The sequence below is a fragment of the Tardiphaga sp. GW821-FHT12E02 genome (assembly GCF_058807155.1).
This window is the reverse complement of the sequence record NZ_JBXAQK010000001.1, coordinates 2,478,611-2,503,228: the sequence shown is the minus strand read 5'-3', so window position 1 is coordinate 2,503,228 and position 24,618 is coordinate 2,478,611. Positions and strand designations below refer to the sequence as shown.

The 24,618-nt window shown below is 59.9% G+C and carries 20 protein-coding genes; 13 read left to right on the top strand and 7 right to left on the bottom strand.

Annotated features, from left to right (window positions below; translation table 11 throughout):
* Nucleotides 1-80 precede the first annotated feature (80 nt).
* Nucleotides 81-902, top strand: a complete 822-nt coding sequence (locus AC1RQ5_RS11800; protein ID WP_493199120.1) for an ABC transporter ATP-binding protein — start codon at nt 81-83, stop codon at nt 900-902.
* A complete protein-coding gene (locus tag AC1RQ5_RS11795) occupies nt 899-2,827 on the top strand; it encodes a long-chain fatty acid--CoA ligase (RefSeq protein WP_493199119.1) in 1,929 nt (642 codons plus the stop codon). The genes AC1RQ5_RS11800 and AC1RQ5_RS11795 overlap by 4 nt, the downstream gene beginning before the upstream one ends.
* 101 nt (nt 2,828-2,928) lie before the next feature.
* Here AC1RQ5_RS11795 and AC1RQ5_RS11790 read toward each other — a convergent pair whose 3' ends face one another.
* The gene (locus AC1RQ5_RS11790; protein WP_493199118.1) at nt 2,929-3,336 is read right to left on the bottom strand and encodes an endonuclease domain-containing protein; all 408 of its coding nucleotides are present in this window, start codon (nt 3,334-3,336) and stop codon (nt 2,929-2,931) included.
* 83 nt (nt 3,337-3,419) lie between these two features.
* Here AC1RQ5_RS11790 and AC1RQ5_RS11785 point away from each other — a divergent pair, with 83 nt between their 5' ends.
* From AC1RQ5_RS11785 to AC1RQ5_RS11770, 4 genes are all read left to right on the top strand, one after another.
* Nucleotides 3,420-4,313 carry a branched-chain amino acid ABC transporter permease gene (locus AC1RQ5_RS11785; protein ID WP_398480831.1) on the top strand — a complete coding sequence of 298 codons (894 nt, stop codon included), beginning with the start codon at nt 3,420-3,422 and terminating at the stop codon, nt 4,311-4,313.
* Nucleotides 4,314-4,316: 3 nt separating this feature from the next.
* Nucleotides 4,317-5,390, top strand: a complete 1,074-nt coding sequence (locus tag AC1RQ5_RS11780) for a branched-chain amino acid ABC transporter permease (RefSeq protein WP_493199116.1) — start codon at nt 4,317-4,319, stop codon at nt 5,388-5,390.
* A 44-nt stretch (nt 5,391-5,434) separates the two neighbouring features.
* On the top strand, nt 5,435-6,715 hold the full coding sequence (locus tag AC1RQ5_RS11775; protein WP_493199114.1) for an ABC transporter substrate-binding protein: 1,281 nt from the start codon (nt 5,435-5,437) through the stop codon (nt 6,713-6,715).
* Nucleotides 6,716-6,875: 160 nt separating this feature from the next.
* The gene (locus tag AC1RQ5_RS11770; protein ID WP_493199112.1) at nt 6,876-7,712 is read left to right on the top strand and encodes an ABC transporter ATP-binding protein; all 837 of its coding nucleotides are present in this window, start codon (nt 6,876-6,878) and stop codon (nt 7,710-7,712) included.
* On the opposite strand, the gene AC1RQ5_RS11765 is transcribed toward AC1RQ5_RS11770, so the two are convergent.
* The gene (locus tag AC1RQ5_RS11765; RefSeq protein ID WP_493199110.1) at nt 7,709-8,350 is read right to left on the bottom strand and encodes a TVP38/TMEM64 family protein; all 642 of its coding nucleotides are present in this window, start codon (nt 8,348-8,350) and stop codon (nt 7,709-7,711) included. The genes AC1RQ5_RS11770 and AC1RQ5_RS11765 overlap by 4 nt on opposite strands.
* A gap of 70 nt (nt 8,351-8,420) precedes the next feature.
* Here AC1RQ5_RS11765 and AC1RQ5_RS11760 point away from each other — a divergent pair, with 70 nt between their 5' ends.
* The 3 genes from AC1RQ5_RS11760 to AC1RQ5_RS11750 all read left to right on the top strand — a co-directional run bounded on the left by AC1RQ5_RS11760 (nt 8,421) and on the right by AC1RQ5_RS11750 (nt 11,332).
* Entirely contained in the window at nt 8,421-9,644 is a 1,224-nt protein-coding gene (locus tag AC1RQ5_RS11760; RefSeq protein ID WP_493199108.1) for a phenylacetate--CoA ligase family protein, read from the top strand.
* A gap of 92 nt (nt 9,645-9,736) precedes the next feature.
* The gene (locus AC1RQ5_RS11755; RefSeq protein ID WP_493199106.1) at nt 9,737-10,168 is read left to right on the top strand and encodes a GtrA family protein; all 432 of its coding nucleotides are present in this window, start codon (nt 9,737-9,739) and stop codon (nt 10,166-10,168) included.
* A gap of 267 nt (nt 10,169-10,435) precedes the next feature.
* A complete protein-coding gene (locus AC1RQ5_RS11750; RefSeq protein ID WP_493199105.1) occupies nt 10,436-11,332 on the top strand; it encodes an FkbM family methyltransferase in 897 nt (298 codons plus the stop codon).
* On the opposite strand, the gene AC1RQ5_RS11745 is transcribed toward AC1RQ5_RS11750, so the two are convergent.
* Nucleotides 11,326-12,495, bottom strand: coding sequence for an AGE family epimerase/isomerase (locus AC1RQ5_RS11745; protein WP_493203393.1), 1,170 nt, complete (start codon nt 12,493-12,495; stop codon nt 11,326-11,328). The genes AC1RQ5_RS11750 and AC1RQ5_RS11745 overlap by 7 nt on opposite strands.
* A 183-nt stretch (nt 12,496-12,678) precedes the next feature.
* Between AC1RQ5_RS11745 and AC1RQ5_RS11740 the strand changes: the two genes are divergently transcribed.
* Nucleotides 12,679-13,932: a methyltransferase domain-containing protein gene (locus AC1RQ5_RS11740; RefSeq protein WP_493199103.1), complete on the top strand. Its 1,254-nt coding sequence runs from the start codon at nt 12,679-12,681 to the stop codon at nt 13,930-13,932.
* Nucleotides 13,933-13,983: 51 nt separating this feature from the next.
* Here the strand turns inward: AC1RQ5_RS11740 and AC1RQ5_RS11735 are convergent, their stop codons facing one another.
* The 3 genes from AC1RQ5_RS11735 to AC1RQ5_RS11725 all read right to left on the bottom strand — a co-directional run bounded on the left by AC1RQ5_RS11735 (nt 13,984) and on the right by AC1RQ5_RS11725 (nt 18,615).
* Complete coding sequence (locus AC1RQ5_RS11735; RefSeq protein ID WP_493199101.1) at nt 13,984-15,606, bottom strand: hypothetical protein; 1,623 nt, start codon at nt 15,604-15,606, stop codon at nt 13,984-13,986.
* A 101-nt stretch (nt 15,607-15,707) separates the two neighbouring features.
* Nucleotides 15,708-17,387, bottom strand: a complete 1,680-nt coding sequence (locus AC1RQ5_RS11730; protein ID WP_493199099.1) for a hypothetical protein — start codon at nt 17,385-17,387, stop codon at nt 15,708-15,710.
* 28 nt (nt 17,388-17,415) lie between these two features.
* Nucleotides 17,416-18,615 (bottom strand): acyltransferase family protein, encoded by a 1,200-nt coding sequence (locus tag AC1RQ5_RS11725; protein ID WP_493199098.1) that lies wholly within the window; start codon nt 18,613-18,615, stop codon nt 17,416-17,418.
* Between the two features lie 457 nt (nt 18,616-19,072).
* On the opposite strand from AC1RQ5_RS11725, the gene AC1RQ5_RS11720 reads away from it, so the two are divergent.
* From AC1RQ5_RS11720 to AC1RQ5_RS11710, 3 genes are all read left to right on the top strand, one after another.
* Nucleotides 19,073-20,023 (top strand): FkbM family methyltransferase, encoded by a 951-nt coding sequence (locus AC1RQ5_RS11720; RefSeq protein ID WP_493199096.1) that lies wholly within the window; start codon nt 19,073-19,075, stop codon nt 20,021-20,023.
* A 149-nt stretch (nt 20,024-20,172) separates the two neighbouring features.
* A complete protein-coding gene (locus AC1RQ5_RS11715) occupies nt 20,173-21,390 on the top strand; it encodes a glycosyltransferase (RefSeq protein WP_493199094.1) in 1,218 nt (405 codons plus the stop codon).
* Between the two features lie 134 nt (nt 21,391-21,524).
* Nucleotides 21,525-22,484 carry a lysylphosphatidylglycerol synthase transmembrane domain-containing protein gene (locus AC1RQ5_RS11710; protein ID WP_493199093.1) on the top strand — a complete coding sequence of 320 codons (960 nt, stop codon included), beginning with the start codon at nt 21,525-21,527 and terminating at the stop codon, nt 22,482-22,484.
* Nucleotides 22,485-22,544: 60 nt separating this feature from the next.
* Here the strand turns inward: AC1RQ5_RS11710 and AC1RQ5_RS11705 are convergent, their stop codons facing one another.
* Nucleotides 22,545-24,593, bottom strand: coding sequence for a hypothetical protein (locus AC1RQ5_RS11705; RefSeq protein WP_493199091.1), 2,049 nt, complete (start codon nt 24,591-24,593; stop codon nt 22,545-22,547).
* Nucleotides 24,594-24,618 lie beyond the last annotated feature (25 nt).

Genomic DNA, 24,618 nt, shown 5'->3' with positions numbered 1-24,618 from the left:
TCGACCGGGCGCGATAAGCTCCGGTGGTTACCGTGGACGGGATAAAGAGCGCGCCAAGCGCCGTATCTGGGAGGGCATGCGTGACGGTTGCTTTGGAAGTACGCGGCGTATCATTGCGCTTTGGCGGCGTGCGCGCGCTCACCGATGTGAGCTTCGCCGTCAATCAGGGCGAGCTGTTCTCCATCATCGGCCCCAACGGCGCCGGCAAGACCTCCATCGTCAATTGCATCTCCGGCCGCTACAAGCCGACCGAAGGCCAGCTGTTCTACGGCGGCAAGGAGATCACCAATCTCAACACCAATGCGCGGCCGCGCATCGGCATCGGCCGTACCTTCCAGAACCTCGCGCTGTTCCACCACATGAGCGTGCTCGACAACATCATGGTCGGCCGCCATCACCTCCTGAAGAACAACTTTTTCACCGGCTCGCTGTACTGGCTCACCGGCGCCCGCAAGGAAGAACTCGAGCACCGCCGCAAGGTTGAGGAGATCATCGATTTCCTCGACCTGCAGAGCGTGCGCAAGGCCACCGCCGGCACCCTGCCCTATGGCCTGCGCAAGCGCGTCGAGCTGGCGCGCGCCATGGCGCTGGAACCGAACCTCATTCTCCTCGACGAGCCGATGGCCGGCATGAATTTCGAGGAGAAGGAGGACATGGCCCGCTACATCGTCGACCTCAATGAAGAGTTCGGCATGACCGTGATGATGATCGAGCACGACATGGGCGTCGTGATGGACATCTCCCATCGCGTGATGGTGCTAGATTTCGGCCGCAAGATCGCCGAGGGCGATCCCGCCGCCGTGCTCGACGATCCGCATGTGAAGCGCGCCTATCTCGGCGAGGAAGACGAACTGCTGGTCGATCCCGACGACGCGCCGGTGACCGCGGAGAGCGCCGCATGATGGACTATGCAGGCCGCGTCAAACAGGCCGACACCTATCCAAAATTGCTGCGTCTCAATGCCAAAGAGCACGGCCAGGACGTCGCGCTCCGCGAAAAGGATTTTGGGTTGTGGCGCGAGTTCACCTGGGATGACTACCACAACCGGGTGAAGAACTTTTCACTCGGCATGGTCGCGCTAGGTATCGGCAAGGGCGACGTTGTCGGCATCATCGGCGACAATCGGCCGGACTGGGTGTCGGCGGAAATCGCAGCTCACGCCATCGGCGGCATGAGCCTCGGCCTCTATCGCGACGTGCTGGATGAGGAAGCCGCCTATCTCCTGAACTACGGCGAGGCGAAGATTGTCTTCGCGGAGGACGAGGAGCAGGTCGACAAGCTGCTCACCCTCGCAGACCGCGTGCCTGCGCTGAAGCATATCGTCTACAGCGATCCGCGCGGCATGCGGAAATATGACGATCCGCGTCTGCTGGAGGCCGACAAGCTCGCCCAGATGGGCCGTGATCGCGCAACAAAAGAACCGAGCCTGTACGACCAGATGGTGGATGCCACCCGTGGCGAGGATGTCGCGATCCTCTGCACGACATCGGGGACGACGTCGAACCCGAAGCTCGCGATGCTGGCCGCCGGCCGCGTGCTCGGCCATTGCGCGGTCTATCTCTCATTCGATCCCAAGGGACCGGGTGACGAATATGTCTCGGTGCTGCCGCTGCCCTGGATCATGGAACAGGTCTATGCACTGGGCAAAGGCCTGCTGTCGCGAATGAAGGTCAACTTCGTCGAACAGGCCGACACCTTGATGAATGATTTTCGCGAGATCGCGCCGACCTTCGTGCTGTTCGCGCCCCGCGTCTGGGAAGGCATTGCGGCGGATGTCCGCGCGCGGGTGATGGACGCCTCGCCGCTGAAGCAAAGCCTCTATGAGCTGGGCATGAAGACCGGGCTGAATGCGCTGGCCGATAACAGGCGCTCGGTCGTCGCCGATGCCCTGCTGTTCCGCGCCTTGCGCGATCGGCTCGGCTTCACCCGCCTGCGTTCGGCCGCCACGGGCGGCGCAGCGCTGGGTCCGGATACGTTCAAGTTCTTCCGCGCCATGGGCGTGCCGCTGCGCACGCTCTACGGCCAGACCGAAACGCTCGGCGCCTTCACGCTGCATGCGCCGGATGCCGTCGATCCCGACACCACAGGGATCGCCATGGGCAACGAGATTGCCATCGAGGTCCGCGATCCCGACGTGCAGGGCGTCGGCGAGATCGTGGTGAAGCACCCGAACATGTTCCTTGGCTATTACAAGAACGAGGAAGCCTCGGCGGCCGACATGCGCGACGGCTGGATGTATTCGGGCGATGCCGGCTATTTCAACGACGCCAAGCAGCTTGTCGTCATCGACCGCATCAAGGACCTCGCCGAAACCGCGCGCGGTGAACGCTTCTCGCCGCAATATATCGAGAACAAGCTGAAATTCTCGCCCTATGTGGCTGAGACCGTCGTGCTCGGCGCAGGGCGCGACGCCCTGGCCGCGATGATCTGCATCCGCTACTCGATCATCTCGAAATGGGCGGAAAAGAACCGGCTGTCGTTCACGACCTATACGGATCTCTCCTCGCGGCCCGAGGTCTATGCGCTGCTGCAGAAGGAGGTCGAGACCGTCAATGCGACGCTGCCACCGGCGCAGCGCATCTCGCGCTTCCTGCTGTTGTACAAGGAGCTGGATGCCGACGACGGCGAGCTGACGCGGACGCGAAAAGTCAGGCGGAACGTCATCAACGAAAAATATGCCGACATCATCGACGGCATCTATGGCGGCAAGAGCGAGATTCCCGTGGATACGACGATCCGGTTTCAGGACGGGACGTCACAGCGGATCCGGACGAAGCTGAAAGTGGTGGATATGGGGACCGCTGCACGGATGGAGGCAGCGGAATGATGGGATGGAGCGTCATTGAGAGCCCCCCTCACCCGCCCGGCTTCGCCGGTCGACCTCTCCCCGCAAGCGGGGAGGGGTTAACGCGCGCCGCCGCCCCGGCTCTAGCTAACCTCTCCCCGCTTGCGGGGAGAGGTCGGATCGCCCTTGCGATCCGGGTGAGGGGGAGCCTCCCCAAGCGCCATCGCAATGACTTCGAGCACCCCGTCGATATTGCTAAGGACATCGTTGTTCCAGAAGCGCAGCACACGGTAGCGATGATCGACGAGCCATCGATCTCGCACGACATCCGAAGCGCTGTCGGCGTGCTGGCCGCCATCAACCTCGATGATCAACCGTTGCTCACGGCAGACAAAGTCCACCGTGTAGGGCCCGATAGGCTGCTGTCGGACGAATTTATAGCCATCGATCTGGCGCGAGCGCAGCTTGTTCCAGAGCTTGGTTTCCGCATCAGTGGATGCGTGCCGCAGGCGTCGCGACCGCGCCGTGCGAACTTCATCAGCCCCGCGCATGTGGAAGCTCCCCCTCACCCGCCCGGCTTCGCCGGTCGACCTCTCCCCGCAAGCGGGGAAAGGTTAGCACTGCGGCCTCAGCCATGAATACGCAATTCCTCCTCCAGCTCCTCGTCAACGGCCTCGTGGTCGGCACGCTGTATGGCGTGGTCGCGATGTCGTTCGTGCTGATCTACAAGGCGACGCAGGTCGTCAATTTCGCCCAAGGCGAATTGCTGCTGATCGGCGCCTGGGTGTGCTGGACGCTGCTGACCAAATATCAGGTGCCGTTCTGGCTCGGCATGCCGATGACGCTGGTCTTCATGTTCGCCTTCGGCATCCTCATCCAGGTCGTGATCCTGCGGCCACTGATCGGCGAGCCCATCATCTCGGTGATCATGGTGACCATCGCGCTCTCGGCGGTGTTCCAGGCGGCGCTGAAATGGATCTATGGCGTCAGCCCGCAGCCGTTCCCGCGCGTCTTCACCAGCCAGGCGGTGTCGATCGGCAGCCTGCAGATCCAGACCGTCTATGTGATGAGCCTCGTGGTCTCCGTGCTGATGATGTTCGGCATGGCATGGTTCTTCAAGGTCTCGAAATGGGGCCTCGCGATGCGCGCAACGGCGTTCAACCAGCAGGTCGCGCAATCGCTCGGCATTTCCGTCAAGACCGTGTTCGCCATGGCCTGGGCGATCTCGGCCATGGTCTCTGCCGTCGCCGGTGTCGTCGTCGCTGTCGTGAACGGCGTCTCGTCGGGCTTGTCGATTTACGGCATCAAGGTGTTCCCGGCTGTCATTCTCGGTGGCCTCGATTCCATCGCGGGCGCCGTGGTCGGCGGCATCATCATCGGGCTCTTGGAAAACTTCGCGCAGTTCATCGACAGCGAATATCTGCACTGGGGCAATCTCTACGAGATCGCGCCGTTCTACGTGCTCATCATCATTCTCATGATCAAGCCTTACGGCCTGTTCGGCACCAAAGACATCGAGCGGGTGTAAGCCATGGCCAATTCCACACTCCTCCCCGCCGGTGACTTCCGCTCTTCCTACGCGGTCGACACCACGATCTTTCCGACCAAAACGAGCCGCAATTTTGCGATCCTCGGCATCGCGCTCACCTGCCTCGCGCCTCTGGTGTTCAGCGATTACTGGCTGAGCATCCTGATCCAGATCGGCATCTATGGCATCGCCGCGCTCGGACTGAACATTCTGGTCGGCTTCACCGGCCAGATCTCCATCGGCCATGCTGCCTTCTTCCTGCTCGGCGCCTTCACCTCGGCCTATATTTCCAACAAGACGTCGATCCCGGTGTTCTTCGCGATCCCGCTGGCCGGCATCGTCACCGCCATTGTCGGCCTGATCTTCGGCCTGCCGGCGGCGCGGCTGAAGGGGCTGTATCTCGTCATCGCCACGCTGGCCGCCCAATATATCCTGATCGACTTCTTCTCCCGTGCAGAATGGTTCTCCGGCGGCTCGGTACCGGCGATGGCCGAACCGTTCTCGATCTTCGGCTATGTGCTCCGCGGCGACCGGCAGTATTTTTACGTAGTGCTGGCCTACGTCGTCGTCAGCTATCTGCTGGTCACCAATCTGATGCGCTCGCGCGATGGCCGCGCGCTGGTGGCGGTGCGCGACCATTATCTCTCTGCCGAGATCATGGGCATCAATCTCACCAAATATCGCACGCTGTCCTTCGGCCTCGCCGCCTTCTTCGCTGGAATCGCCGGCGCGCTCTATGCGCATTACCAGCTCGTCGTCTCCAACGAGGGCTTTGGCATCGAACGATCGATCCTGTTCCTGGCCATGGTTATCATCGGCGGCACCGGCTCGATCATGGGCACGCTGATGGGCACCGCTTTCGTGGTGCTGGTGCCGGAAGCGATGGAATGGATCAGCATGGAGCTGAAGGGCGGCGTCATCGACAAGGCGCTGGCCCTCAACAACAACCTCACATTTCTGCGCGAGATCGCCATCGGCGTCATCATCATCGCCTTCCTCGTGTTCGAGCCGGACGGGCTCGCGCATCGCTGGCGACAGATCAAGGCCTACTGGAAACTCTACCCGTTCTCGCATTGAGGACGGCGGACTGCTCAAGACCATAAAACACCGGGAGAATGCTCATGACGATGAAATCATTTCTGACTTCTGCATCACTCGCTCTTCTCGTTGCAGGCGCCTCCGCATCGGCGCAGGCGCAGATCGCCGTCGGTCATCTCGCCGACTATTCCGGCGGCACGTCGGACGTCGGCACGCCCTATGGCCAGGGCGTGGTCGATACCTTCGCCTGGATCAACAAGAATGGCGGCATCGGCGGCAAGCAGGTCAATCTCGACAGCAACGACTACGGCTATCAGGTGCCGCGCGCGATCGCGCTGTACAAGAAGTGGTCGGGCGGCGAGAAGGTCTCGGCCATCATGGGCTGGGGCACGGCCGACACCGAAGCGCTGACGGGTTTCCTCGCGCAGGACAAGATCCCGGACATCTCCGGCTCCTACTCCGCGGCGCTGACCGACCCGACCGGCGCCGGCGGCAAGGCAAAGCCTGCGCCGTATAATTTCTTCTATGGCCCGAGCTATTCGGACGCGCTGCGCGCCGAACTCACCTGGGCGGCGGAAGACTGGAAGGCCAAGGGCAAGACCGGCAAGCCCAAATATGTCCATATGGGCGCCAATCATCCCTATCCGAACGCGCCGAAGGCTGCGGGTGAAGCGCTCGCCGCCGAACTCGGCTTTGAAGTATTGCCGCCACTCGTCTTTGCACTCTCGCCGGGTGACTACAGCGCGCAGTGCCTCAGCCTGAAGAGCGCCGGCGCGAACTACGCGTATCTCGGCAATACGGCTGCTTCGAACATCTCGGTGATGAAGGCCTGCAAGGCGGCCGGCGTCGATGTCCAGTTCATGAGCAATGTGTGGGGCATGGACGAGAATGCCGCGAAAGCTGCCGGGGATGCAGCCGATGGCGTAATCTTCCCGCTGCGCACGGCGGTCGGCTGGGGCGGCAATGCGCCGGGCATGAAGACGGTGCAGGAGATCTCAAAGATCTCCGACCCCTCGGGCAAGATCTATCGTCCGGCGCATTACATCGCCGGCATCTGCACCTCGCTCTACATGAAGGAAGCGATCGAATGGGCCGCGAAAAATGGCGGCACCGGTGGCGAGAACGTCGCCAAGGGCTTCTATCAGAAGAAGGATTGGGTGCCCGGCGGCATGGAAGGCGTCTGCAATCCCTCGACCTGGACTGACAAAGATCATCGCCCAACGACCAAGGTCGATCTCTACCGCTCTAAGGTTTCGGGATCGACCGATGGCGATCTCAACGACCTGATGGCGAAGGGCACGATCAAGCTCGAGAAGGTGAAGACAGTGGATCTGCCGCGCAAGCCGGAATGGCATGGGTGGTAGTTTGAACGCCTGACTGTCGTCCCCCGCGAAAGCGGGGGACCCAGTAGACACCGGCATCGCGGTTGAACCCTGCCGCCGCCGGTTACTGGATCACCCGCTTTCGCGGGTGATGACAAAGGGAGAAGCAATGTGCCGCGTTCGATCTGTTGGATAAAGCCACATGACTGAAACCGCTGAGCTGAGCCGAACATCTTCACCAGCAGCCCCCGCCCCCCTCCTCGATGTCCGCAACATCGAGGTCGTCTATGACGACGTCATCCTGGTGCTGCGCGGCCTCAGCATGGAGGTGCCGAAGGGCGCCATCGTCGCGCTGCTCGGCGCCAATGGCGCCGGCAAGTCGACCACGCTGAAGGCGATCTCCGGCCTGCTCAAGACCGAGGACGGCGAGGTTACGCGCGGCGAGATCGTGTTCGACGGCGAGCGCATCGACGGCACCGATCCCGACAAGATCGTCCGCCGCGGTATTTTTCAGGTGATGGAAGGCCGCCGCATCGTCTCCGACATGACGTCGCTGGAAAATCTCCGCCTCGGTGCCTTCACGCGGCGCGACAACGAGGTCTCCAGCGATATCGACATGGTCTATGAGTACTTCCCGCGGCTGAAGGAGCGCACCGGCTTCGCCGGCTATCTTTCCGGCGGCGAGCAGCAGATGCTCGCGATCGGCCGCGCGCTGATGGCACGGCCCAAGATCATCCTGATGGATGAGCCATCCATGGGCCTGTCACCGCTGCTAGTGAAGGAAGTCTTCGCCATCATCAAGAAGATCAATCGCGATCTCGGCGTGACCATTCTGCTGGTCGAGCAGAACGCCCGCGCTGCGCTATCCGTCGCAAGCCATGGCTACATCATGGAACAGGGCAAGGTGGTGCTCGACGGCACCGCCGACGAGCTGCGCGACAATGAGGACGTGAAGGAGTTCTATCTCGGCGGCGCCGGCGACCAGCGCAAGAGTTTCAAGAACCTCAAGAGCTTCAAGCGGCGGAAACGGTGGCTCTAGTTTTGCACGACCTGCTCGCCGCAGACGGAGCCAGCGCAGATCACACCGGTCTTTCGCGCCAGGATCGCACGCACGCGGCGGGAGACGATGAAAACGATGGCCGCCATGCTGAGCGCAGCGGCGGCGATCAATCCGCGCTTGAGGGACGACCCATCTTCCAGCAGCAAAGCGCGGCCGGACGCGCCAAGATAATTAAAGAAAACAAGCTGTGGCATCGTGCAGATCGAGGTGATCAGGAAATAGGGCAGCAAACCGATCTTGGTGAGGCCAAACAGGTAGTTTTGCGCGGAATTCGGCATCGGGCCGAAGAAGCGCATCAAGGCCATGATGCGCCACCCCTCGTCATTCACAGCCTGCGCGATCAGACGCCAGGTCGCGCGCTTCTCGATCTGACGCTCGACCCAGTCGCGCAGCACGTAGCGCGCCAGCAACGCAGCCAGAACCGATGCGACGGCAGCAACCGGAAGGATGACCAGCAGGGAGCGCATGCCAAATGCGGCACCCGCGCCGATGAAAACGAAGGTCCGGGGAAATGGCAGGAACGAGGACGCAACGACCAAAGCCGCCAGGACGCACGCTGCTGGAAGATCAAGATGGCCCCAGCTTTCGAGCCAATGGACGATACGTTCTGACGACATAATTGTCCCGTAGCACGACAGACCAGGCGTTAGGAACGACCGCAACGTCGCAACCACCAGGAACAAGCAGATGCGCCATTTCGACAGCCTAGAGAACTGCGATCCGTCGCACCGCGATGCCAATCTGTTCTCGCGGCTGCCGGATGTGCTGCGCCATGCCATGCAGGCGCCGGCCTATGCGCAACATCTGAAGGGCATCAATCCGGCGGCCATCGTCAGCGCCGCGACATTGGCGCAGCTGCCGGTGCTGCGGAAATCGGACCTGCCGGCCCTGCACAAGGCCAAACCGCCTTTCGGTGGCTTCGTCGCGGCTCAACCGGGCTCGTTTGGTCGGCTGTTCACCTCCCCTGGCCCGATCTTCGAGCCGGAATCGAAACAGGCCGACCCCTGGCATGGTGCCCGCGCGCTGCATGCTGCCGGGTTCCAGCCGGGCGACATCGTGCTGAACACGTTCAGCTACCATCTCGTCCCCGGCGGCTTCGTCTTCGACGGCGCCGCCCGTGCACTCGGCTGCGCCGTCATTCCCGCCGGGCCCGGCAATACCGACCAGCAGCTGGAGCTGATCGAGACCTATCGCCCGGCCGCCTATACCGGCACCCCGGACTTCCTCAAGATCCTCCTGGACGCCGCAGGGAAGGCCCAGCGCGACGTTTCCTCCATCAAGCGGGCACTGGTGTCCGGCGCCGCCTTCCCGCCCTCCCTGCAGGCCGACATCAAGGCCAGGGGCATCGACGCCTATCAGGCCTATGCCACCGCCGATCTCGGCGTCATCGCCTATGAGAGTTCGGCCCGGGACGGACTGATCGTCAACGAAGACCTGATCCTGGAAATCGTCGCCCCCGGCACCGGCGATCCCGTGGCCGCCGGCGATGTCGGCGAGATCGTCGTGACCTCGCTAGACCCGCATCATCCCTGGATCCGACTTGCTCTGGGAGACCTGACTGCTGCCCTGCCCGGCCCCAGCGGCTGCGGACGGACGAATATGCGGATCAAGGGCTGGATGGGCCGCGCCGACCAGGCGACAAAAGTCAAAGGCATGTTCGTCCGCCCCGAACAGATCGCGGAGATCGGCAAGCGGCATCCGGAGCTCGGCCGCCTCCGGCTGGTGGTCTCGCGGGCCGGCGAGAGCGACGTGATGGTGCTGAAAGCCGAAGCAAATAGCGATGCCAGCCTGTTGGAAGCCGTTACCGCCACTTTGCGGGCGGTGAGCAAGCTTGGCGGGACCGTGGAACTGGTGCCACCCGGCTCCCTCCCCAATGACGGCAAGGTGATCGCCGACGACCGCGGCAACTAGCGCGGAGCTGCTCCGCATCCGCAAAAAGCCCGGACTTCGCAATCCGATCCTGCTATGCAGCGACCGATTTCCGAAGATTGCGACCAAACTGGATGCTGAAACTGCTTCAAACGGCCGAAACCTGGCTGCGTCACCCGACCGTGACCAAGATGATCAGCTTTGGCGTCATCGGCATTGCCAATGCGGTCATCGATTTCGGGGTCTTCAGCATCACCTATCTCGTGCTGAATATCCCGATCGTGCCGGCCAATGTGATGGCCTGGATGGTCGCGGTGTCGTGTTCCTATGTCATGAACACCATGATCACGTTCCGGGCGGAATCCGGCCGCGTGCTGCGCTGGAAGGACTATCTCGTCTTTGCAGCGTCGGGATTGCTGGGCATGGTCGCCAATACGGCGACGTTGCTGGTGCTCTCCAATGTCATGCCGGTCTATGCCGCCAAAATTTGCGCCATCTTCACGGCTTTTGTCGTGAACTTTGCCATGTCGCATTTCGTTGTGTTTCGAGCGAAGCCGCGCAACTGATCCGCGCGATCCAGACAAGTCGCATTTGCTTCAAAAGCAACGCAGTCGGTACATCTTCATCACAGCATTGCATCATCCGGCGGCCACAGGCGCTGCATCTGGTCCATTCGATGACGCGATCACTGCTCTTAACGCTATCGCCCGGTTTAAGCTGACAGGCACGCCGATACCTGCGCAATGTGTCTGAACATTACGGAAGTCGGTCTCGCGACGATCGGGGGCGGCCATCACTCACCGAGTTACGCCACTCCGTCTGGATTCCGCGCAATGACCTCAGGACTTTCCCGTTATCTCAAACTTGGCATGGAGCGTTACGGCGTCGTGCGCGAAATCCTCGCGCATCCGCTGAGCGCTGATCGCAAAGCCAAAACGCTGTTCGACTATGTAAGCTGGAATCTGGCGCGCAAGGCGATGAACCACAAAGTGGTGCTGCCGCTGCCGAACGACCTGCAGATCATGGTGCCCAACCAGAGCAATTTCGCCACCGGCCTGTATCTCCATCAGCTCTATGATTTCAGCAATATGGGTTTCTTTTGCCACTTCCTGCGCGCGGAAGATCTTTTGCTCGATGTTGGCGCCAATGTCGGCGTCTATGGCCTGCTCGCCGGCAAGAGCACGGGATGCAACGTGATCGCCTGCGAACCGGCGCCGGATACGTTTCGCACGCTGTCTGACAATACGCGCCTCAACCGGCTCGACGATCGCATCGAACTGCATAACGCAGCCGTCGGCGATGCCGACGGCTCGCTGACCATCTCGGTCGGCCAGCACGGGCTTAATCATGTGGTGGATGGCGGCGGCACGGTGGTGCCGCAACGCCGCCTCGATGACATCGTGGGCGACCGCGAGGCTCGTGCGCTCAAGCTCGATGTCGAGGGGTATGAGATGCATGTGCTGCGCGGCGCCACACGCATCCTCGCCAATCCCGCCTTCAAGGTGGTCATGGTGGAGATCAATGGCCTGATCGAACGCTACGGCGAAACCGTGGACGGCATTCGCGCGCATCTGCGCAGCCACGGCTTCGCGCCGGTGGCCTATGATCCGGCGACGCGATCGCTGAAACCTGGCGGCGAGCACGACGAGATGTTCGTGCGGGACATGGATTTCGTCAGTCAGCGTGTCCGCGATGCGCAGCCCTTTGCACTATTCGGCAAGAGCTATTGAGCGCCGGATCCCAACACGCGCTCGGCTTCGGCGACAGCACACAGGATATGATAGAACGACGACGCCGGGATCGTGTCTACCAGTGACCGCCCTTCGGCATCGAACTGATCATACCACCCACCTTTGACCGGGTGCTGCAGATAGTGCTTGTCCAACCTGGCCAGCGCCGCACGCGCCTCATCGGCCGCGCCGTCGACACCCGACTCGGCTTGTGCCAGCCAGGCCTTGATGATCTCGGTCTGTGGCCAAAGCCGCCGCGTCGATTTTACGATATTGCCCTGGACGTCCCCCTCGTCGGTCAAGCAACCAGTGGCATCGCGATAGCGCAGTGCCGATTCGAGCAGCACCGCGCGATATTTCCCAGTTGGGCACCCGGTAATGCGCTCGAACTGCTTGAGCAGCCAGACCCACTCGGCCTGATGGCCGGGCTCGACACTGACAGGCGCGATCCGGGACCAGTCCTGCTCGAAATATTCGCCGAGCGCGTTCGTCTGCCCGTCGAAGAGATTGCCGACAAACAATCCGAACAGATCGCCTGCCCGCGCCTGGAAACTCTGGTCATGCGTCGCATCGAATGTCGCGATCAGCGCCTCGAACGCATGCATCTGCGGATTCTGCCGCCGCGGCAGCGACGCTGGCACCCCCTCCAGATAGCCGCCGTCGGGCGACTTCAACGCGGTATCGAAGAAGTGCATCAGTGAATCGATCTCGGCGCGCACCTGCGCGTCCTTGTCGAGCTTGTAGACCTCCGCCAACGCCAGCAGCACGAAAGCGTGGTCATAGGTGTCGCGCAGCGAATTCAGCACCGAGCCGTCGGGCGCAAGAATATGCACGAAGCCCGGCTTGCCATCCGGCGCTTTCGCCTTGGCCAGCATGTAGTCCAGACCCTTCCGCGCAATCTCGGCACCCTGCGGATACCAGCCGAGTTGTGCAGCCTTGGCGAAGCAATAGATCTGGCGCGCCTGCACGCGGACCCGGCGGGGGGCCGAGGCATCGGCCTTGCCATGGGCGTCGAATTTTTCGATGAACCCACTGGCCCGGGAATCCCATCCCTCGGACGACCATAGCGGCAGAGCATGAGTAACTATCTGGGACTTCAACGTTTCAACGATACCGTGCAAGGGCGCGTTCGTTTCTCCCACGGTGCTGCCAGCATCAGCCATATCGATCCCAGGCCTTTCCAGATGAAATCCAATAAACGCGTTCAGAGCGAACGGGCCATTGACCTCATGCATCCATTTCGTGTCAACGTGATGGCTTCGCGCAAACTATCAGCTCCGTTCCCGGGATAAAAGACACCTTTAAGAAACCGATCCTCTCACTTAGCTCCTCGTGGAGATGACCTCATGAGTTTGATCTTTCGTCTCCAGGCCGTCGCAGGAACCATCCGTCTCAAAATATTACGCCTGGCGAAGGCCAAGCTCATCGCGCTCCGCGATCATATCGACGCCTTTGTGCTGGCAAGAAGCAGTGGTTCGGGACGGGCGCCGGTCAACACCAAACTGCCCGACATCAATCACACGCTACACGACTCACGCTCCGCGCGACTTCGGCAGTTACCGCGATTCTCAGGGACACTGCTCAGTGCCGGCTGCGCCGGGCGATGGTATTTCGACTGGATTGCAGCGCGAACCGGGCATCAGGGCCGGCATATCGGCATCGAATTCTACAGCCCGAAGCCGGCGGATCTGCCGGACAATGTCGAGTGGATTGCGAACACCGCCGGCGATATGAATGCCGTTGCGGATGCAACCTGCGACGCTGTGTTCTCGGGACAAAATCTGGAACATCTCTGGCCACAGGACGTGATCGGATTCTTTCTTGAGAGTCATCGCGTCCTGAAACAGGGAGGACTGTTGATTGTCGACAGTCCCAACCGCCTCATCACCGAGCCGCTGATCTGGAGTCATCCGGAGCACACTGTCGAAGTGACACCGGCGGAAGCCCGCAAACTTGCCGAGTTATCCGGTTTCGAAGTGATCACGGTCAAGGGCATATGGCTTTGTCGGGATCCTCGAACTGGCCGGATGCTGCCGCTTGATCCCACGATCGTGGATCCGGATTTCACCTATGCCGAGCGTCTGCTGACGGCCGAACATGATCCGGACAATTCGTTCATCTGGTGGCTTGAAGCACGCAAGGCTTCGGAGCCGCGCCCGGCAGAACTCAAGACCGAGATGGACCGAATTTTTGCTGCTGCATGGCCGGAGCGTCAACGCAGATATCTGTCGCTCGCGGGAGACCGTATCAAAGTTGGCGACCATGAGGCCATACGGTGCCCCGCCGGCACCAACGGCATAATGGTTTATGGCCCCTACATGCCTCTGGAGAGCGGCGACTATACGGCATCGTTCCGACTCCGGGTATCCGATCCGGCCGAACCGGGTAGCGTTGTTCGATGCGACATCCTGGGAGACCAGGGACGCGTCGTCGTGGCCCAAGACTATTCAGGCCGGGATGTTCAGGCCGCAGGAGGCCAGGTCAGCCTCGCCTTCTCTCTCAAAGACCTCGAATTCGGCATTCAGGCGCGCTGCATCTCCCGCGGACGTATCGAGGTGGAATGCGATCTGCCCATAAGCGTCTCGCGCGTGTCCGGCTGAGACCGAATACCCGGGAACCACACCCCGAGAAGATATCGCGGACGCGGGAAGCTATTTGGCGTCCCGCCACACCACGGCAAACTCGCCGTCCATCACCACCCTTTGCGCGCCGAGATATGTAACGCCCGGCAACACCAGCGCCCACTTGATACCGTCCGGCATATTGGTGTCATCAACCTGATCGTTCGAAGGCGCAAATCGGCCGAGGCTGAGCGACTTCAGATAGAACAAGGCGCGGGCGAGGTCATCCGCTTTCGCCGCCCGGCCGATCACCAGGCCATCGGATCGACCGATCAACTGCATCACTTGACTGTTCGAAGAGCCATTCAAGAAAGCCGCGTTAAACGGTTTCGTGCTCAGCGTCAGCGGCGCAGCAAGGAGGAAAGCGCCGGTGGTCGCCAACTCGCACAGAACGAATACACCGCACGCGATCGCGAAAATCTGCCGCGCGCTTGCGCGATACCGGCCATAGATTCCGACGCCTGCATGCAATACGACGAGCGCGATGGACACCGGCAACAGATAACGTCCGCCCCATAATGCAAGATCGGGGAAATCCACCGGGCCAACCTCGTAGAACAACAGGATCGCCGCGCCGCACAGCGGAGCAGCGACCAGGGCTGTCAATGGCCACAGCTTCGATGATATCGGCACCGACGGAGCGCGATCCAAAGCCACCATTCCGAGCAGAAGCAAAAGCGGGAATGCATAGAGATAGTAGCGCCCGTGCAGACGTGTAATCCGCTCGGTCGCCGGCGCAATCTGATAGACGCCCTGCGAGAAATAGACGGTCATCGCGAGCATCGCCAAAAGAAGGCATGCGGCGAGCAGGCTGAACTGCCCCGCCGCGCTTGATCGATCGCGCCACCAGATGACGACGGGAACGATCAACAGCGGTCCGAGCAGCGTCACGAGCGCCGCTCCGTGGCCTGTCACAGTGATGAGCACCGCAGAAATGTCGATGCGCGTTTGCATCGTCCCTGCGTAGGATCCGCTCGAAAGCGACCAGACAGGATGTCCCGTCAGCAGATAGCCAACGCCCGCATGCACCAGGATAAATAGACCGAACTGAATGATAGCTGCCAACAGGCTGCGAACCTTCAATTGTCTCGCCACGAGAAACAATGACAGCGCGATCGCCAGCGCAACCGCATGCGGCTTGACCAGCGCCAGCAGCCCAAGCACCAAGCCACCGGCAACCGCGGCGGCGAATTCGGACTGGTCAAGCGCGCGCCAGATGATCCACAGCGCGCACCAGAAACCGAAGAAATACATTGGTTCCGGCATCACATAGCGCACGAACGACGCAATCGGCGTCGCGATGACGAAACAGGCGAACAAGATTGCCGGCATCCCGGAGACGAACCGCCTTGCGATCAGATAGGCCGGCAGCCCGGCCCCCGCGATAAATATGGCGTTCAGCGCCTTGATCCAGAGATGGAGATTGTCGCGCGGCAGAAATGCGTAGAGCCAGAAGTAAAGATAGGCCGGGTACTCCATCACCGCGCCCCACTTCTGGTAATTCGCGGGCGCAGCACCAAAAACGATGGGCAGGAAGTAGCCGGCCTCGTCGCCGAACACAAAAGCGGACGGCGTCGCCCGCGCACTTAAAAACAGGATGCAGAACCAGACGCTGGCGATCAGTACCAGTGAGGAAAAACGTCGATATTCCATTGTCAAACAACCGATCAGATAGGGATTGGAGAGCGCGCCGGCGAGGGCTGATCAACGCACCTGGCTGCTCTCCCGGAAGGAGAGCTCCGACCTGCCCCGTTCTAGCCCTGCCCCGCTTTCTTTCGAAAGACAGTCACGACTCCCACTCCAAACTGCTTTGTCGAAAGCTGCTCGTACCACTCTGTGAATTTGTCACCGAATGGATCGAGATAAGGCACCAAGCCGTCCTTGTAGATAACGACGACGTCGGGGCGATTGGCGTTCTGGCTGTAGAATTCGGCGACCCGTTTCATCGCACGATCGGTCGTGTTCTCGACATGCAACATGTAGATCGACAACGCCTTGGTGCGTGCGGGTGAAAGCACCCCCAGACCGCTATAGCGCCCTTCGACCAAAATCGTGCCGCCGTCCTTGATCAGTGGGTTGATGTCATCCCGCATCATGTCGATGAGCGCCGCTTCCCAGTGCGGCACGGCCAGCCCCTTGGCCGGCCCCCAGCTGATGCGAACGCGCTCGCGCACCGGCGGCCACTCGCCCGAATACAGCGTCAAACTCGTCATGAGAATGACGCCCGTGAGCGCGGCCAGCGCCACGACCGCATATCGCCGTGCCTCCGCAGCGATTCCGAAACTCGCCACCGCCAGAATCGCCCCCGGAAGTCCGCCGATCATGAAGCACCAGATGCTGACCGTTGCGGTCACCGATGTCACAAGCGCGGCGCACAAGCTCGTCGCATAGAGCACGGCCAGGATCCTGCGGCGCGGCTCAACCTCGACTCCCGGCCTGAGATCAGGGAGCAGTCCGAGGCCGGTGGCGGCGGCCAGCATCACTACGTCGCCCGATTGCGTGAGCATCGCCGCGGGAAATACCGGCCAATACAGCAAGCTGCCAAGCAGAATGGCGGCCAATATGGCGGACAGACGATCATCGATGTAGCGACGCAGAATGCCGATGCCGATGGCCAGCAACAGCATGACGCAAAAATATGGATTGGCCGAGAAGACATCGGTCGTGAACTTGATCTTCTTGCCGAGATCCTCCGACCCGTTGAACGCTGCGAGAAATTTAAAACTCTCGATCAACCGATCCCAGGTGAGAACCCAACCCACGACGAGCGCCGCAACCACAAGACACGTCACGATCATCAGGCCGTAACGCCACGCCGCGCGATAGCCTGCCGAATAGCCAAAGATGACCAGGCACGCGAACGCGGCCGCCAACATCGGCGGGTAAGCGACCGCCATCAACGACCAGGCGAGCGCCGACATCCAGTACCAGACCGTCGCCTGACGCGGAGACGGCGCGCTGAGCGCCCGCCCCAGCATGCCCAGCGCGGCTGCAAGAAACTGGCTTCCCCACGCTGCATAACAGGCTGTAGGCGCGCCCGACGGAATGAATGACAGCATCGCCAGCATCGCCACAAAAGCGCAGGCGGTGCCGACGCTCCGGCGCAGGAAAACATAAAGCGCAACCGCCGCTATGAGATTCCCCCCAAGGAACAGCACGCGCAAAAAGAGCAGCAATCCGTCCGTCGAGCCGGTCGCGTGATAGAAGGCGATGACGAATGGGTAACTGATCAGCGCGGCGGTCTGGTGCAGCACCAGGAATGTACTGGTGGCGATTCCGCCCTTCAACCAGTCGTCCACAAAAGCGGCGTTATAGACCTCGTCCCCCAGCTCCAGGCTGTTCGTGATACGGAAAACGAGCAGCCCAAGAACCAGAGCGAACAACAGCACCGCAAAACACCGGCGCGCGACGTCGCTGGTGATCAAATGACCCATTCTCAACATCCGCAAAGCGCCCCTGCCACTAATTCTTCTTGGCGACATTCGCGCCGGCAATGGCGAACGTCTCAGCGGGCGCAGCCGGGGCTGCCACAACCTGGGAGTTCTTCAGTTTGCGCGCCAATCGCGACCCCAGCCGGATCATGGGTTCCTCGATCAAAAGATATGTCACCGATGAGCCGGCGATGGTGAGTAGCAGCACCGCCAGGACGCAGGCGAAGAATGAAAACGTTCCGTGAAACGAGAAGATCGTCGGCGACTGAATACTGAGGACGGCGAAATGCCAGAAATAGGCGCTGAAGCTTATCTTGCCGAGCCAGCAGATGGCCGGATTGACCATCCATTGGCCGCCGCCACCAACCGCGAGGCCGTAGGCGATGACCGAGAATACGATCGCGTAAACCGAACAGATCGCCGTGGCCGGAATTGGCAGATACGGAAGAACGAGGAAAACGGCCAGGCCCGACAGTAAAATAGCTTTTGCGCGCAAGCCTTCCCGGCGCAACTGACTGGCACCGATAAGGTAATAGGTCACAACACCACACATGAAGACCGGCAGCTGAGATGGGAGCCAGCGCGTGGCGTAGTATTCCTGCGCAGGGCCGGTAGCCCCGGAGTCAGCAAACAGAAACAAGGCCAGGCGCGTCCATGCCCAGGTGGATGACAATGCGAGGGCAAGGATGATCAGCGCGTTGCGTAACGACGTCGCCAGCATCATGAGCAAGGGAAAAATGAGGTAAAAGCCCGCTTCGACCGCAATACTCCATCCTCCCGGCACCACGGCATTGAAGGTGATGGGGTGGATGCCATGGGCGAGCGCCGCAGTCAGCAGCATGTCGGCCAGCGTGATATTCTCGTGGTTCCAGAAAGGCCCCCATGGCCATGGGAGATAGTAGAAAACGATAATCGCCGCCCAGAACATCGGGGCGATGCGAAACAGCCGCCGAATGTAAAACGCCAACGTACCATCGCCGCGCTCCCGCCAGGACTGCGTCAACGTCAGAGCGCTGACAACGAAAAACAGCTGCACGCCAAAGCCGCCGCGCAGGAGCTGCTTCGTCAGTACCGGCCAGACATCGCTGTTCAACACGAGCGTGTGGACCACAAGAACGATCAGGATTGCATAGCCTCGAAGGGCGTCGATATAGGCACGGTGGTGTCCCGCTTCTGCCATGCAAGATGCCTTTATCAATACTTCAATGCTCGCCCCGTGCAGGCGCTGCATGTCACTTTCTCGGTCTATCGACTTGGTCAATTGTCATCGGCGGTTTGCGATCCGGAAGGTTCAGAAGCAAGCCCGCACAGCCGCCGGATCAGTATTCCCGGCAATCCATAGCCGAGGCCCCCTGCCCGAACAAACCCAACGGACGCAGGCGTCCCAGCCATCGACCCGTTGTCCCCATCGACTGAACAACTCGTTGTGATCATTCATCGTGATGTGGTTATAAGGTGGCTGTCAAGAGATCGGGGACCGGTACCCCCTCTATCCCTCGTCATAAAATGAAATATTACGCAACTCTGCAAAGCAAAGTTTCCCGATTGTGTTCTACAGCGAAAACACGCGGCTATAAAAGTCTTTTGATCTTGGACAATCGGCCAAGACTATCATTGACTTCTATTCGCACTAAGTTTTCATCGTCACAACTGACGATTACAACCGGAGCACTGACTGGTAAGCCGAAATGAAGAGTAATCGAGACGCAAAACAGATAAATTTCGGCTGGGCGCAGGTTTGGATAACCGGAAATCCCAATGATCACTATTTTGCCAATCTTGAGAATTTTCTCAACGGCAGCCCGAGCCTTTGGCACTATGTCGGCAATCACCTGACCGAGCATTCGGTGTCGTTCGACTGTGGGGCAAATATCGGCGCGACGGCCCTGATGATGGCCACGCGATGCCCCGGTGGGCATATCTATGCGTTTGAAGCCTCGCCCGTGAACGCCGAATATCTTCGCCGCAACCTTGAATTGAATGACGTCAAGAACGTTACCGTTATCGCGCGGCCGATCAGCCATTGCGCCGAGGAGGTGCGTTTTCATGAATCAGTCTTCGGCGCGGGAAGCCACATTGTAACAGGCGATCGCCCCCAGAAAGGCGAAGTCATCGAACTTGACACAATTGCCCTGGACGATTTCGTCGCACAGGATTTCAAACACCCGAACGTCGACTTCATCAAATTGGATGTCGAGGGTTACGAGCCGTCTGCGTTGCTAGGCGCAGAGGCTCTGATCGCCAAATTTCGGCCAGCCATCTATCTTGAGATAAACGCCTACGCTCTCGCGTTACTGCAGCGGTTTGACCCGCTTGATTTCACTCATTTCCTTTGGGACAATTTCGAGCCGTTCAACATCGAACACGGCGGTAACCTGGCTCCAGCCGAAGATGCATTGTCCTTCATCGGCAGCACAATGGTGCATAAGCAATGCGTCGATGACGTTCTGCTGGTCCCTCGTGACGGGGCCTCGTTTGGAGAGCTGCGGCGTATCGTGGAACGAACCGGTGGCGTCAAAGAACTTGAGCTCGCCCAGACAACGATCCGCGACCTGCGCCGCAAAATTGCCGAGCTCGAAAGCGGCGTCGCCAAAAAACCATCGACCTTCTTCGAACGTGTTATATCGCGCGGACGCTAACTCGACTGCAGTCATCGCGCGTCTGCCGAGACCGGCTCCCGGACATTTTTGACGACCATTGGATCCATAGACCAGGATCGCATTTCGCTGAATGTCGCCTCGACAGGACGAATACGGCGTACTGACGAACAACGAGAAGCATATTTGCAATGAGCGATACTAAACTCACGGTCATCTACTTCACCGTCACTCCTCTTTCGTCGGCGACCAATGGCGGCAATATTGCCAGCCGGAACCATGTAATCCGATTGAACCGCGACCCCAATATCAACCTGCGTGTGCTTGCAGCGCCCACGCTGCTGGATCTGGCCGCAACGAAGGAATTCTTGGAAACGGAGGGTGTCGAGCACATCATCATTCCGCGCCGCGAAGGAACTTTTCACCAGAGCGAAAATACCTTGGCCAGCACCCTGCGTTTCGCCGCGCTCGTCGCCGTATATTTTCCCTGGGAGCTCGAAGCTCGCTATCAGCCACAGTATGACGAAGCCCTGGATTGGGCGATGCGCCATTGGGGCGCGGACATGATCGTCATAGATTATGTTTTCACCGCATTGTTCTGTCCGCAGACGCTGCGCGGACCGATCAAGACGGCGATCGTTACGTTCAATCGCGAAGAAGAATTCTATCGCGACATGATCGAACTCGGCCTGATCAAACACGATCGCTTCTCCGCGCGGATAAGCGCCTCGCGGCTCGGGAAGTTTGAACGCGAAGCCTATCGGCTAGCCGACAAGGTCATTGCGCTCAACAAAAACGACCTGCCCAATCACATTCCCGGCGACCGTAAGGGCGTCATCACGCCCTACTTGGATCCCCGGCCGCGCTGGTCCTACTCCGCAAGCAATACGCTGTTCTTTGTGGGCAATATTGCACATTATCCAAATCACGAAGCCATCGAATTCATTGCCACGAAATTGGCTCCGCTGCTTGCCGAGACATCGCCTTCGATCAGAATTCGAATTGTCGGCGCCTCTCCGGCTGACGTTCCCGCGGAATGGCATCATCCGCAAATCGAATATCTTGGCTTCTCGGACATGCAGACCGTCGAAGATCTCTTCAAGACCTGTGACGCGATGATATCGCCGATCAAGAACACCTACGGCCTGAAGTTCAAGATGGCGGAAGCCGTCGCTTATGGCACGCCGATGATCTCGAGCGAGGAAGCTCTCCAATGCCTTCCTTACATCAAGGGCGTTCCGACCTTCGCCTTTGGCGATGCGCAACGCGCCGCAGCCATCGTCTCGCAGACTGTCGAAAATCGCACGGCCCTCGACCAGATCAGCCAGGACATCATCCTGTCTTCGGACGCATTCATCGCCTCGCAGCAGAATCGATGGTTCGAGGAGCTTTTACCGGTCCGGGGCTGACGCTGTCAGTCTCCCGCGCCCGACCGGACAGGTTGCAGCGGTTGCATCGCAGGCCATAAAGCAATACGAAGCACTGCTGGATACAATATGTCCTGCATCGCTGGTGATGCACTCGAACATGCGAAGCGCGAACGATGCGCCGAATTGCGCTTTCTACAGCCAAAATTGCCATAACACTGGCATTACTTTACGCGGCGATGCGCAAGACGGATTTTTCGGTTCTGGCATCGAAGATTGATGCCAGAAGCCTGTGCTGGCTGGGTGCCGCGATCTTCACCGCTTTTTTTCAGGTGGTGATCGGGGCGTGGCGCTGGCGCCGGATCAGCGCCTATTGCGGCGCACCACTTGCTCCGATGCAGGCATTTCGTTTCAACATGATTGCATCTTTCTTCAATCAGACATTGCCCTCGTCGATTGGCGGCGATGCGGTGCGATTGTGGCTGGTCGGCCGTACCGGCACCGGGTGGCGCAATTCTGCATATTCCATTTTTGTCGACCGGGCTGTCGGCCTCATAGCGCTTGCGATCATCATCGTAGCCAGCCTGCCATGGAGCCTTCGCCTCATCACGAGCCCGATCGGTCGCTCTGCCCTGCTGCTCGTTGACCTGATCGCCCTCGCGAGCTGCGGCGGGTTCCTTATTTTGGGATTCATCCCATGGATACGCGACTGGCGTATCCTCCACCATATCCGGTCCTGCTCCGATATTGCGACCCGGGCACTGTTCGATCGGACGGACGGACCTCAGGTCGTTGCACTCTCCCTTCTCACGCACCTGCTCTCGGTGCTCAGCGCCTGGTGTGTCGTGCAATCAATCCTTGCCTCCGTATCGTTCGGCGAGATCTTCCTGCTGCTTCCGCCCGTCATTCTGATCACAATGGTCCCCGTTTCGATTGCCGGCTGGGGCCTGCGGGAAACGACGATGGGGCTGGCGTTCGGATATGCGGGCATGGCGGCCGGCGACGGCGTCAATGTTTCACTGCTCTATGGTGCCGTCTATTTCGTGCTAGGCGCATTCGGAGGTCTCGTTTGGCTGTTCAGCGCGGAGAAAATCGCTCGACCGAGCGAGATGCACGAATTGCCGAAAGAGGCCTGATTGGCCTTGCCACGCCGTATGGTCGCTCGGCGAAAACGCCGGACGCCGACAGATACGGCCCTATTTGACGTCCAACTGCATCACCTTCGGAAGCAACCGGTCACCGCCCAACCGTGCAACGAGCAGACGGCAGCCTTGACCGACGATCAGCACGCGATTTTTGAGCAAGTGAAGCTCCGTGCGACTTTGCGAAGGAACAGTCACGGTCTGCTCTCCAACATCATTGGCAAATTTGATGACCCAGTCGGTGCGATCCGCCGGGCGCTGCACGTCGACAAAGCTGTCCTCATCCAGCGTGTAGACATCGTGCCCTTGCGCGGCAGAGCTAACTGGGGTCGCCCGGAAGGTGATCTGTGAAGGCGCACAATCGGCCGGATCGGAAGGCCCTGCGAGGGTCACCTCGGACACAGTAAGCCTGTATCGACTGACATTGATCTTCTCGACCTCGCGAATATCGCCCAGGGGAAAACCGCCCTGGCTCCGATACATGGCGATCTGCGGTGCGCAAGGCTCGTCCAGGCCGGGTACCGGCTCAAGCAATTCAACACACGCGAAACGGAAGCTCTTTGCGTGTCCCAGTTTCGCAAGCAACGGCCTGAAGCCATTCAGCCCAAACGCCTCGGATCTCGTTGTCACGGGCGTAATTAGCGGGACACCGGGGCTGTAGCGATTGACCTCATATTGAATGTCCCAGACCAGATAGTAATTTCCGACAAGCGCCTGGATATCCAGCGCCGCAAGCCTCTCCGCAGCAGGTTCGTTGGTCGGATTGCGCTGGAGGATATCCATGCTGAACGACCTGTCCTTCAGTGGCCCCCACAGTGTCGCCATCGTCAACAGCAGGCATGCTGCGACCCAGGGCACTCCGGCATATCTCGACGATCCCGGGCTGAGTTTTGGCGCGAAATCAACGACCGCGGCTGCGCCCGTGACGCAAAGCGACAGAACAAGCCCGTACAAGGGAATGGAATAATATCTCCCCTGAACCAGATTTCTCACAAGCTGAATATGCGAATTCTGGGACAGCACCAGGATCATCACGATCGCGCTGGCCCACAAGAGGAAGGCGCCAAGATAGTATCGGGAAACGGCAGAGCCAGCTTTCCTGCGGGAGATCCAAAGCCATCCACTCAGGAGCCCCGAGAGACAAAGCACGGTCATCAGGTATGGAAGTCCGGTAACGCCGAATAGACTCCCGGGTGCATGAAACTCGTTCAGATAGACAAACGCGTCCCGCATTGACGCGGAAGAGAGCCCCGAATTCGTGTAGCTCGTGACAGAGTAATTGGACCTTACATATTGCGGAAAATTGAGCTTGTACTGCTCGCTCAGCAAGAAACCGCCAGCGGTTGCCGCCAGGTTGAGGACTATTCCCAGCGACAGTATCCAATGTCTGAGGACAAACCGCATGGTGACCCCGAACACGTCTTTGATATTCGTGCGCCGCAGATCGACCTGATCGAGAAACAGCGCCCCGATACAGAACGAGAGGAAGATTGCCAATAGCAGCGTCGCGGACGGATTCATGCCTCCCGCAGCAAACGCAATGAGAAATACCGCAACGGCGGGTAACAGACGGAACCAGACTCGTGCCGCCGGAATTTTAAACAGCAAGACGTAGCTGATAAGGCAAAGCGAGAATGGCACGACATACGGATTGGCAGAGCTCAGATGGAACGGGTATCTGCCGCCGCCGAACACGATAATAATCAGAGCGAAGAGAAGAGCGCAGAACGGATAGAACATTGCGCGCGGCAGCGACGACGCAAAGAAGGCCAGGCCGGCACTGACGATGCCGCAAGCCAGGAAGAAATGTCCCATCGCAATGCGCGACGGCGTCTCCAGCCACGACGTCAGAAATGGCAGCACCGCCATGATGCGATTCTGTCCGGGATAAAACAGCCGAAGATCATAGGCCGCACTGAAGATCGAGGGGTTTTCCTCGGAGTTCATCGCGTAACCACCGAAGAATGCTGGCGCTGCAATGAGAACGAAAAGAACGCAGAAGATCACCAGGGAACGCAGTCCCCCACCCTGCTGACCCATCGGTAATTCGCATGCGGAAGAAGCAACGCTCTCTGTCGACAATCCGGACACATCATTTTTCATATTGAACAATGCCTAAAATCGAAAA